11 protein-coding genes are annotated in these 11,742 nt (G+C 62.7%); 5 read left to right on the forward strand and 6 right to left on the reverse strand.

Annotated features, from left to right (window positions below; all coding sequences use genetic code 11):
* The 5 genes from AC5LBQ_RS08600 to AC5LBQ_RS08620 form a co-directional block, all read left to right on the forward strand.
* The coding region (locus AC5LBQ_RS08600) for an aminotransferase class III-fold pyridoxal phosphate-dependent enzyme (RefSeq protein ID WP_493265219.1) at positions 1–915 on the forward strand (915 nt) is incomplete at its 5' end.
* Positions 916–959: 44 nt separating this feature from the next.
* Entirely contained in the window at positions 960–2,417 is a 1,458-nt protein-coding gene (purB, locus tag AC5LBQ_RS08605; RefSeq protein ID WP_493265220.1) for an adenylosuccinate lyase, read from the forward strand.
* 135 nt (positions 2,418–2,552) lie between these two features.
* Positions 2,553–2,777, forward strand: coding sequence for a heavy-metal-associated domain-containing protein (locus tag AC5LBQ_RS08610; protein ID WP_491680603.1), 225 nt, complete (start codon positions 2,553–2,555; stop codon positions 2,775–2,777).
* 65 nt (positions 2,778–2,842) lie between these two features.
* Entirely contained in the window at positions 2,843–5,326 is a 2,484-nt protein-coding gene (locus tag AC5LBQ_RS08615) for a heavy metal translocating P-type ATPase (protein ID WP_493265221.1), read from the forward strand.
* Positions 5,327–5,450: 124 nt separating this feature from the next.
* A complete protein-coding gene (locus AC5LBQ_RS08620; protein WP_491680986.1) occupies positions 5,451–6,872 on the forward strand; it encodes an MFS transporter in 1,422 nt (473 codons plus the stop codon).
* 145 nt (positions 6,873–7,017) lie between these two features.
* Here the strand turns inward: AC5LBQ_RS08620 and AC5LBQ_RS08625 are convergent, their stop codons facing one another.
* The 6 genes from AC5LBQ_RS08625 to AC5LBQ_RS08650 all read right to left on the reverse strand — a co-directional run.
* Complete coding sequence (locus tag AC5LBQ_RS08625; RefSeq protein ID WP_491680987.1) at positions 7,018–7,407, reverse strand: Rv3654c family TadE-like protein; 390 nt, start codon at positions 7,405–7,407, stop codon at positions 7,018–7,020.
* Complete coding sequence (locus tag AC5LBQ_RS08630) at positions 7,391–7,825, reverse strand: TadE family protein (RefSeq protein WP_295027324.1); 435 nt, start codon at positions 7,823–7,825, stop codon at positions 7,391–7,393. The genes AC5LBQ_RS08625 and AC5LBQ_RS08630 overlap by 17 nt, the downstream gene beginning before the upstream one ends.
* 2 nt (positions 7,826–7,827) lie before the next feature.
* On the reverse strand, positions 7,828–8,031 hold the full coding sequence (locus AC5LBQ_RS08635) for a DUF4244 domain-containing protein (protein ID WP_282922502.1): 204 nt from the start codon (positions 8,029–8,031) through the stop codon (positions 7,828–7,830).
* A gap of 115 nt (positions 8,032–8,146) precedes the next feature.
* On the reverse strand, positions 8,147–9,373 hold the full coding sequence (locus AC5LBQ_RS08640) for a type II secretion system protein (RefSeq protein ID WP_295027325.1): 1,227 nt from the start codon (positions 9,371–9,373) through the stop codon (positions 8,147–8,149).
* Positions 9,373–10,830: a TadA family conjugal transfer-associated ATPase gene (locus AC5LBQ_RS08645; RefSeq protein ID WP_493265222.1), complete on the reverse strand. Its 1,458-nt coding sequence runs from the start codon at positions 10,828–10,830 to the stop codon at positions 9,373–9,375. Before AC5LBQ_RS08645 ends, AC5LBQ_RS08640 begins: the two co-directional genes overlap by 1 nt.
* Positions 10,827–11,742, reverse strand: a 916-nt coding sequence (locus AC5LBQ_RS08650; RefSeq protein ID WP_493265223.1) for a hypothetical protein, incomplete at its 5' end; no start/stop codon positions are given. The genes AC5LBQ_RS08645 and AC5LBQ_RS08650, both read right to left, overlap by 4 nt.

Raw genomic sequence — 11,742 nt, forward strand, 5'->3', positions numbered from 1 at the left:
GCGGGAGTACCGGCGGGGATTTCGGCTCTGACCCTGGTGTTGCCCTACAACAATGTGAAAGCCGTACAGGAAGCGTTTGCCCGGCGCGGTTCCGAGATTGCCGCGGTCATCGTGGAGGGTGCCGCCGCGAATATGGGGGTCGTGGCACCCCGGGCCGGATTCCTGCCCGAAATTTCCCGGCTGTGCCGCGAGTACGGGGCGTTGATGATTCAAGACGAGGTGCTGACCGGGTTTCGGGTGTCGCCCTCGGGCTGGTGGGGGTTGTCCACCGGGCGGGAATATCTGGAAAGTCCGGAGGGCACCACGTCCGGTCCGGCGGGACTGTTCCCGGTAGGGGTCGCCGCCCAAAACGAGGGTGTGACTTTCGGCGAGTTTTGGACCCCGGACTTGTTGACCTTCGGCAAGGTCATCGGGGGAGGCATGCCCCTGGCAGCTATCGGGGGCCGCGCCGAACTGATGAATCAGCTCGCCCCCCTCGGTCCGGTCTATCAGGCCGGAACCTTGAGCGGCAATCCCCTGTCCTGCGCGGCCGGGTTGGCCACTTTACAATGTGCCGACAACAATGTGTATGGCAAGGTCGATGCGGTGGCCGACACGATTGCGGGCGCTCTGGACGCGGCGTTGAACCGGGAGGACGTCCCTCACTTCATCGGGCGAGCTGGTTCGCTGTTCTCCGTGTTCTTTTCCGAGACTCCCGTCATCGATTATGCCGGCGCGAAAGCCCAGGAAACCTGGCGATTCGCCCCGATGTTCTGGGAGTTTTACCGGCAAGGCGTCATGTTGCCACCTTCCGTGTTCGAAGCCTGGTTTGTGTCTGCAGCCCACTTTGGCGATGATGCGGCCATTAACCAGATTCTGGACGCGATTCCGGCCGCGGCGAAGGCTGCCGCCACCGCACAGGCGCCCCAGGCTTGAACGCAGGCGCAAACCATCCCTCACAACTAGTGAAAGCAGAACAAATGGTTACTGAATTTCCCACCGAACACGTTGATTTGGGGGCGCTGAGCCCGGCGATTGCCCTCGGTTCACTGGACGGACGATACCGCGGGGTCGTGTCCTCGCTGGTCGACTGGTTTTCCGAAGCGGCGGTCAATCGGGCGCGCCTGTTCGTTGAGATAGAGTGGCTCATTTGGCTCACGGACCAGGAAGTGCTGGACGGCGCGCCGGTGTTGAGCGCGGCAGAAAAAACGTATCTGCGCAGCCTGGTCAGGACTTTCGGGGCGGACGAAATCGCTACGCTGAGCCAAACCGAAGCGAAAACCAAGCATGACGTGAAAGCGGTGGAATACCTGTTGAAGTCCGCCCTTGAGGCCGCCCCGGAGGCGTTAGGTGGTACGGATGGCCAGGCACTGCCGAATCTGAAAGAAATGGTGCACATTTTCTGCACCTCCGAGGACATCAACAACCTGACCTACGCGATTTTGATAAAGCACGGGGTGGGACGCGTGTGGCTGCCCGCCGCCCGCGCCCTGCAAACCCAAATCACCGACCTGGCCCGGGAAAACGCTCAGGTGCCGATGCTCGCCCACACCCACGGACAGCCCGCCACCCCCACCACCTTGGGACACGAACTGGCCGTGTTTGCCTGGCGTATGAACCGTCAGCTGAAACGTGTCGAAACCCAGGAATACTTGGGCAAAATCAACGGCGCGACCGGCGATTTTGCGGCGCACACGGTGGCGGTGCCCAAAGCGGATTGGGCGGCGCTGTCCCGCGGATTCGTTGAGGACCGGCTCGGACTGACCTGGAATCCTTTGACCACCCAGATTGAGTCCCACGATTATCAAGCGGAACTTTATGCGACGGTCACGCACTTCAACCGCATCGCCCACAACCTCGCCACCGATATTTGGACCTATATTTCCCTGCGGTATTTTGCCCAAGATTTGGCGGCGCAAGGTTCGACCGGGTCCTCGACCATGCCGCATAAAATCAACCCGATTCGGTTCGAAAACGCCGAAGCGAACCTCGAGATTTCCTCCGGACTGTTCGAGGTGCTGGAACAGACCCTGGTCACGACCCGGATGCAGCGCGACCTCACCGATTCCACCACCCAGCGCAATATCGGCACCGCGTTTGGCCACTCCCTGCTGGCAATCGATAATCTGCAGCGCGGACTGGCCGGGTTGAAAGTTGACGCGGACGTGATGACAGCAGATTTGGACGACAACTGGGAGGTGCTTGGCGAAGCAGTTCAACAGACCATGCGTGTGGCGGGGATTGCCGGAGTTCCCGGCATGGATAATCCTTATGAGCGCTTAAAAGAGCTGACTCGCGGGCACAAGGTGGACGGGGCTCGGATGCGTCAGTTCATTGCCGACCTGGGGCTTCCCCCAGAGCAAACCGCACGTTTGCAGGCCCTGACCCCCGCGACCTACACCGGGATAGCCGCCCAGCTGGTCGACTACCTCGAATAAGCTGGGTTCAGCCCACTAAACAGGGCTGATTTTTTGTTACGCTGGGTGGGAATAATCCGGCGCAACCGGTGGTTGAAATGGACAGTGGCCCTACGAGCGGCCAATATCGCAAAACAGCAACGAAAGGAACCCCTAATGGCAACTCTCACCATGAACCTCGACGGACTGACTTGTGACATGTGCGTCAAGCACATCACCGCTGACCTCAGCGACTTATCGGGCGTAGAGCGGGTCGAAGTGGTGCGTGACGAGGGCCGCGGGGTCGCTACCGTGACTGGCGAAGGCCTGCCCTCCGACCAGGTCCTCACCGAAACTGTGCAGGACGCCGGCAACTATCGAGTTGTGTCCATCAACCGCTAGATTTTGTTTCCTTCGCTGTCTCCATTGGTGGTGTGAGGACGGCGCGAGGTCGGCCCGGTGGTTTGATGACACACAACGAAACGACAGCTAGTCCCTCCGCTGACCCGGCGGTGGATCCAGCGCTAGACCCGGCCGGGTTGCGCCGGCAAGACCTGGGGCGCCGCCTGGTGGTGGCCGTGATTTTTGGTCTACCGGTAATGGCGATCTCTATGCTGGAGGTCCTGCAATTTCCGGCTTGGCAGTGGGTTGTCGGTGTTTGCAGTCTGCCGGTGGTAGGGTGGGCCGCCGCACCATTTCACCGCGGGGCTCTGCGGGCGGCACGAGGGGGGTCCACCACGATGGACACCCTGGTCGCGTTGGGGGTGAGCGTGGCGACGCTGTACTCCTGGGGGGCGCTGATTTTTACTCCCGCCGGCCGCATTGGCATGACCATGAACATGAGCCTGAACCCGCTCGCGGCAGCGCACGAAACAGGCTCCGGTGGTGAAATCTTTTTCGAAACCGCCGTGATGATTACCGTATTTTTGCTGACCGGACGATATTTGGAGGCTCGAGCCAAGTCCTCGGCGACCTCGGCGCTACGCGCCTTGCTGTCCCTGGGGGCAAAACAGGCCGTGCGCGTCACCCGCCCCGGTGACCCTCGTGACCCGACCACGCCTTGGGACACTGAAACTATCGACGTCGCCGCGCTGCAGCCGGGGGACTACTTTTTAGTACCAGCCGGGGAAAAAATCGCCACCGACGGCATCGTGTTCGAAGGACACTCCACCGTTGACGAATCCATGCTGACCGGCGAGCCTATCCCGGTGGAAAAGTCCGTGGGCGATAGTGTGACCGGCGCCACCATCAACGTCCAAGGCATGCTGGTCGCCCAGGCCACCAAGGTCGGTGCGGAAACGAAACTGGCCCAAATCACCCGACTGGTGACCCGCGCTCAAGCCGAGAAAGCCCCGGTTTCTCGCCTGGCAGACCGGGTGTCGGCAGTGTTCGTCCCGGTGGTAATCGTCCTGGCTGTCCTGACTTGCGTGCTGTGGCTGGGACATGGACAACCGTTCCCTGCCGCTTTCACTGCTGGGGTATCAGTGCTGGTCATCGCCTGTCCGTGCGCGTTGGGGTTGGCAACCCCGATGGCTTTGCTGGTCGGGTCCACCCGAGCATCCCGGGCGGGCATCCTGCTGAAAGGCCCCCAGATTTTGGAGGAAACCCGGCGCATCAACACCCTGGTCATGGACAAAACCGGCACGCTGACCAGCGGGGAAATGCGCCTGGAGGACGTGACGGTGTCGGCTCCGAGGCCGGCGGAGTTGGTGTCGCTGGGGGATACCCAGGCTCTCGCGTTGGCAGCCAGCCTGGAGGCCGGTTCCCCCCACCCGATTGGAAAAGCCCTGGTCGCGGCCGCAAAAGCAAGAGACTGCGGGAGCGGACCCGGTGCCTTAACCGGGTTCGCCACGTTCATCGGGCGCGGCGCCGGAGGTTTCGTGGACGGCGTGGCCTATGCGATTGGGAAACCGGAGTGGCTCACGGCGATGGGCGCGGACATTCCCCCGGAACTGGCTGCGGCGATTGGGGCCGCCCAGTCACAAGGGCGGACTGTGGCGGTGTTGGCTACGGGTGCGGACTGGTCGTCACAAGTTTCCGTGGACGCCTCCCCGATGTTGTCAGGCGAGCCGGCCGGTAACGGGCAGCTGTCGGCGGAGCGGGCCAGCACGGAAATGACCCTGAAAATCACGGGGATGACCTGTGCGTCTTGCGTGGCCCGAGTGGAAAAGCGGCTCAATAAACTTGACGGGGTTTCGGCTTCGGTGAACCTCCCCTTAGAAATCGCCACCGTGACCCTCACCGCGGATGTCCCGACTGAAACCCTGATTGCGCAGGTCGAAAAGGCCGGGTACGGGGCCAGTCTGCTGGATAGTGCGGGAACCGCGGCCAAACCGAGCCGGCCCAGCGAAAACAATACCGCGGCGGTGGCGGGAGACCTGGTGCAGGCCCGAGCCCTCGCCGTGTTTACGTTCAGCGACCCGGTCAAACCCGAAGCCGCACAGACAGTAGCCAGCCTGAAAGCGGCCGGTATCGAAACCGTCCTGCTGACCGGGGATCAGAGCGAACCGGCACGCCTAGCAGCCGACCAGGCCGGAATCGAAACAGTCGTGGCGGGGGTCAGCCCGGAGGGCAAAGTCGGTGCAATCCGGGAACTGCAAGACGCCGGGAAAATCGTGGCAATGGTCGGAGACGGTGTCAATGATGCAGCCGCTCTGGCCGCCGCCGACCTGGGAATTGCCCTGGCCACCGGTACCGATGCGGCTATCGGTGCCGCGGACATCACCCTGGTGAACCCCAGTCTGGGGGCCATCACCCAGGCCATCAACGTGTCTCGAGCCACCCTGCGGAACATCAAACAGAACCTCGCCTGGGCTTTTGGTTACAACATTGTGGCCATCCCCCTGGCAGCCGCGGGGATGTTGAATCCGGGACTGGCGGGGGCTTTCATGGCGACCAGCTCGGTGCTGGTGGTGCTGAACTCCCTGCGCCTAAACCGCGTTCACCTGTAACTTCGCCGGTTTTTTAGACGTGGGGCATCGCGGCACAAACCCGGGCGGCACTCAATCCCTTGGGCGGATTGGCGCTGGGCATAAAGACGCTAGACTAAGGGAGGCCAGCGAAGGGACGGTAGAAGTGGCTTCTGGGGATGATGCTGACGCTTTGACGCCGGCGCGGCGCAAACGAGTGCTGTTGGTGTGCTCGATGACCGTCGTGTGTACCCAGCTGTATCTGAACGCAATGAACGTGACTCTACCGGCGATTCGGGCGGATTTGCACGCCAGCACCGGGGAGCTGCAGTGGTCGTTGAACATTTATGCCCTGGCTTTGGCGGCCATGCTGATGGTGACCGGAGCCTTGGGCGACCGTTTCGGACGCCGCCGCACCATGATTGTGGGCATGGCGACTTTCACGGCCGGTACCGTGCTGGCTGCCGCCGCGTGGGTGCCGCTGGTGCTGATAGTCGGCCGCGGCTTGCAAGGGTTGGGAGCCTGTATGCTGCCGGTTATCAGCCTCGCGGTCATCAACGAGGTGTTTCGCGACCCGGTGGAACGCGCGAAAGCTATCGGGTTTTGGAATGCGCTGCTCGGAGTCGGTTTAGCCGCCGGGCCGGTGTTGGCTGGAGCCTTGGTGACCTGGGTCGATTGGCGCGCCGTGTTCTGGGCGCCGCTCCCGCTGCTGGCGTTGACCTTGGTGGGCATCATTCGGGAAGTCCCCGAATCGCGTGATGAAACCGGGCGCCGCCTGGATATTCCCGGCCAAATTTTGACCGCGGTACTCATGGGTGCCCTGACTTATGACATCATCAGCTTCGGGGAAGACATTTTTGGTCTCCGCGAGTGGATTCTGGCGGGGATATTCGTGCTGGCCTCCCTCGGTTTCGTGTGGCGAGAAACCCACACGCCCTGGCCGATGTTGGATTTTCGTTACTTCAGTTCCGTTCCTTTCGTCGGGTCACTGTCCATCATGGAGTTCGTCTTTATTACCCACGGTGGCTTCATGTTCGTGTTTGCCCTCTACCTGCAGCTTGATCTGGGTTTCACCCCGTTGCAGGCCGGGTTGATGATGTTGCCCCTAGCACTTGCCAACACGGTTGCGGCCGTCGCGGCGGGACGCATTGTCGCCGCTGGAAACTACCGCGCGGCGTTCCTGGTAGCTGGCATCGGCACCCTGCTGTTGGGTGTTTGCCTGCTGCCCCTGAACAGCACCGGCCCGGTCGTGTTGCTGTTCGTGGCCACAACCCTGGCCGGGGTGGTGCTGGCATTTACGAATATGCCGGTGACGAATCGGGTGCTGGCGGCCATGCCGGAAAGCCAAGCCGGGGTTGCCTCCGCCACGACTTCCACCGCCCGCCAAATCGGCATGTCCTTGGGCATTGCGGGCTTCGGCGCGTTCATGAACCTGGGGGTGGCGCGCGGCCTGCCCATTCACGAGGCCGCCCACCCGGCATGGTACATCACCATCGCCCTAGGAGCGTCGGTTGCCGTCATCGCGGTGGTGGCCACGACCGGCTGGGCGCGCGGCACCGCCGCCCGAGTGCGCCAAAGCCTGAGCTGAGCGCGTTCCCGGCGAGGATTTCCCGAGCTGCCAGGATCACGCCCTTTGGCACGGCCGGCAGAACCGGAAATCTGCAAGTTCCGCAAGTTTCGTTGGCCTTGCCAGGAGTGCCGACCCTGCCGGAACACGCGTTCAACCCAGACCTCTAGCCCAGGAATTCCGGACCTGCCCGGGACGTCGACTGTGCCTCCGCTACCAGCCCGATTTTCAACGGCTTCGCCACCCGAACGGTCACCATCCACCCGGAAACCGTACAAGTCTCCAGGTGAGAACCATTCTTGGTGGCATATTCACCGGCGGTCACGCAACCGTCCCCACCGGTCAACACCGCGGTAGCCCCCGCGATGGCAGCCAAATCGCTAGCCTGGTGAGCGGCGGTGGCGCCCACCGCAGCCACCCCGACTTGAGCCAAACCCAAGGTCAAAGCCAACCCCAACAGAATCAGACCCAACGCCATGACCGTTCCTGAGCCACGCTCCTCACGCAGCTTCCCTCGGAGTAACCCCTGACCGGCTGTTTCACCACGAATCTTCACGAGGAATCACCGCCTGGGCTTTAGCGCTCATACCGAGCATTCCGAGCATCGCGGGCATTTTCTTGGTAGCGCTGCACTGCACGTCCTTGCCAGTGGTGCTCACGCTCACAGAACCAGCCGAGCCTCCGGCTCCCCCCAGCAGTCGATTGCCGGCTGCCACCGCTGCCGCGCTGTCCTCACCAATCGCCACCGACCGGCAAGCCGCCCGCGCCGCCGCGTTAACCTGAACGCCCGCCATTCCGGCTGCCCCGGTCAACGCCAACGCCACCACAATCATGATGACTGCGGGGAAGGTCAGCGCAAGCTCGGTCGTAACCATCCCGTTTTCCGAACTGAGGCGTCGCCCGTGAGCCAGCCAGCGGCGCACCAGGCGTCGGCTGAACTGCTGACGCCAACCTTTCCCGACATTCATCATCATGTTCAGACCTGCAGAGCCTGTTCGATGATGGACTGCAGCGCGTCTTTCAACTCGCCGCCTTTCATAATCATCAGCAGCAATCCCGCAAAAGCGGCCGCTGCCAGGGTACCGATGGCATATTCCGCGGTCGCCATGCCGTCCTCCTCGCCCTTCAGACGAGCCCAAAAGGACACTGCTTTCGCTTGCAATGCGCTAATCTTGTTCATTTTCTTTCTCCTTTATTGAAATTTGTCTCGCGGACCTTCCGCGCGACCACCAGCCGCCACCGTGACGAACTGGCACCCCCTTGTATGTTGACAAAGGGAAGTCTGTTTTCGGCCCTCATGAAATGAGGTCCTCAATCGTGGACACCACCACCGGCACAATCCCCAGCGCAAAAAACGCTGGCAACAGGCACACACCCAGCGGAATCATCAGCCGCACCCCCAGACGTTCCGCTGCGTCTAAAGCCCGGTGAATCTCGGCGGCCCGAGTTCGCGAAGCCCCGCGCACCAGTAGCGGCACCGGGGACGCGCCTTCTTCCCAAGCCGGCTGCAACACGCTGGCCAAATCAACCCACTTGGCATCTGCCTGAGCCCACGCCTCATCCCAGTCCGCCCCCAACAGCAGCATTCGCGCCACCACCGCCAAATCCGGTTCCTCACTGGCCACAGACACAGCCTGCAGAGTGGACGTCAAAGACACCCCGTTTTGCTGACAAGCCGCAATAATGTCCATCGCCAAAGTCGGATCGAGGCCTGGTGTCGTGATGCCCGTCGCCTTGCGAATCATGGCTGTTGACCACAGGTTTCCCGCCACCATCAAGGCCAGACCGACAACGAAAACCCAGGTATTGATACCGCCTCGAAAGGCCATATCGATGACATCCACCCCGATAAACTGAGCCATTCCCAGCGCCGCCAAAGGCAACACCCCCAGCAGGCGAGCGGTGGCTTTGGGACCGACCTGCGCGGTGTGACGTTTCGCAGCCGTCTCAAGTGTGGCGGCAATCCCGTCCGCAACCCGGTTCAAAATCTCCGCCAAAGGCGCTCCGACCTGGGTAGCTACCTGGGTAGCAATCAACATACCCCGCAAGGCTTGAGCGGCCGCTTCCGGGTGGCGCACCCGAGCCAGCTGGTTTGCTTGCACCGTCTGCCCCGCTCGCAAGTTATCGAAGCGTTCTCGCAGTCCCGGCCGCGGATGAGCCACAAAGGCTTGTATCGCGGCGAAATCCAGGCGCGCATCCAGACGGTGCAAGGTGGTGGACCAGGCGTTTTCGATACTGGCGCCCGCCTCCAAGCGGGTGGCGATTTCCGCACACAACAACCCCACGTCCAAATCCCTCAGACCCTGCTGTGCCGGGCGCCCGCTTCGCCGGGAGAACCTTGCACGCCAGTGCGGTGCCCCACCCGAATCTTTCGCGCCGCGAACACCCTCTGTCCCGGCGCGGGAGGGCAGGTTGCGCGGTTGCGTGTCACGCCCGCTGCGCGAACTGATTCCTGCTAACAGTCCCGCGCCCGCGAGCAGCACCACGGCCACCACCACGGTAACCAGCTGTGTCGAATCCATCAGCGCACCCCCTTGATGTCCGCAAAATCGTTTGCTAACTGGGCTGACGTCTGATTGCGCACGCCCACGGGATTCCATTCCAGGTGGGGAACTTGCCATTTCGGCGGCGAATTCGGGGCGGCAACCCGGTTGGTCTCTGGCAGTTCCGGGTCCGGGTGCACAAGTGTCGCGTCTGAAAGCACAAGGTCGGGATCCGGGTCTGTGTGTTCCGGTTTCGGGCTCACAAGGTCGGAGCCCAGCCTAGGTGCGTCCGTTCCGGTAGCGGGCGAACTGGCCGCAGGTGAAACAGTCGGTACCGGTTCCCGCGGCGGCTCGGGCAGCTCAAACCGCGCGGCAAAGTCCCGCCAGCCCTCCAACCGCTGCACCGCCCCGGTCTGAGGATCGAAATTCAACACCGCTTTTGCCGCCAAAGCCCCGTCAGAACCGCGGGCCAGACGAGCCAACTGCACTACCGCGCGACGCACCCGCCCGTCCTGATTACGAAACCGGCGCAGGTGCACGATGACATCGAAAGCCGGCAAGGATTGGGCACACAAAGCCTCGCGGCTCATGCCCGCCAAAGCTCCCAGAGCCTCCAAACGCGCCGGCACTTCCAGAGCCGAATTGGCGTGAACCGTCGCCCAACCGCCGCGGTGACCCGTATTCAACGCCGAGAGCATCTCCCGGACTTCGGCACCTCGGGCCTCACCCAAAATCAAACGATCCGGGCGCATCCGCATCGCGGCCTTCACTAAATCGGACAAAGACACGCCGCCAGCTCCCTGCACATTAGCCCCTCGCGCCTGCAAATGGACGACGTGCGGATGAGCCGGACGCAGCTCCGAAACCTCCTCGATGCAAATGAGACGCTCATCTGGGGCCGCCAAACCCAGCAAACACGCCAGCAAAGTCGTTTTCCCGGTGCCGGTAGCCCCGGTTATCAACCCGGAGGCCCGCACCTGCACCAATCGGCGCAGCGCTTCAGCTAGCCATGGGGAAACCATGCCGGAAGCCACCACCGCCTCCAAAGGCAGAGCCACCGGACTGGGTACACGCAACGAAATCACGGTCGAATCCCCTGACAGCGGTGGTAGCACGGCGTGCAGACGCACTCCTGAAGGCAGGGTCGCATCGACAATTGGGGTCGCGTCATCGAGTCGCTGTCCGGCCGCGGCCGCCATCCGCACCGCTGCCCGGCGCAGAGACAGCGCAGACCCCATGGAGAAATCCGGCACTTTTTCCAAACCCGCACCGGCATCTATCCAAGCCTCATCAGGGCTGTTGACCAGCAGATCCGTGACTCCGGGCCGGGTCAGCAGGGATCCGAGCGGCTCATCGACCCCCTCTAAGGATTGGCGCAGCCCGCGAGCGCCCTGCGCCAACTCGCCGGTCGTGGTGGCTGCCGGAGCTGTTTGTAAAACGGCCTGCGCCGGGTCTAAACCAGCAGCTACCAGGCGTCTCATCTCGGTAATGTTCATCGTCGTGTCCTCTGTTCCAAATGCAGCAAGCCTGCCGCGAAGTTTTCCGTAAGGTGCGCCACTTTTCGGGGTAGCGGGGTGGTGAGCCCGTCACGGCCGAAACTGTCCCAGATTCGCGTGGTGTAGGACCAGTCCGAAACTGCGATTTCCGGGTGAATTTCGCGCAGCGCCCGGCGGGCTTGACGCGGGGGCAAACCTCCGCCCGGAACCACGACGAGGTGTGCGGGGCAGGGCAGGTCCGGGGGTAGCGTTTCCCAAGCCAGCAGCGCCGCACGGGAATAATCCGCAACCCACACCACGGCATCCGTCCCCACTGTTCCGCGCGGCATCCCCGCCCCGGATAGCACCTGCGCGCCGGCGCCGGAACCCAAATCCAGTACTAGGCACGGGAAAATCCCCGCCAAATCGCGCAGCACACCGGCAACAGTTTCGGCACGGACTAGGGATCCCGAACCGCCCAGCAACGCCACGTTTTCCCACGTCGGCAGTCCCGCCGCGGCGCGAAACCCCGGAATTTGCCCCGTAACCTGCCAAGCGTTCCAATCCAAATCCGCCCCGCTGACCGGCGCCACCCAAGCGTCTAAAGGCAGGTAGGAGCCGCTGCAGTCCACCCAGCAAACCGGGGCAGTACCACTGCTCCCTTCGTCATCGCGCAGGGAGTCGCGACCGGTCGCGTATCCGCCCCCGCGCCCTCTGTTGTGGGTACACCTTCCTGCTCGCGGGTGTTCACGAGTGCGTTCGCTACAGGTTTCGCCCTCCGCCGCCACCGCGAGAGCATGCGCCAGCAACCCAGCAATGACTGTCGTATTGACTCCGGGCACCAGGCCGCGAACCGCCACGGTGAAAGCGCTACCGGACTGCTGGAGCATGAGGCCCAGCACTTCACGTTCATCGGCGGGGAAAACCAAAACA

Source organism: Mobiluncus sp. (assembly GCF_985070215.1).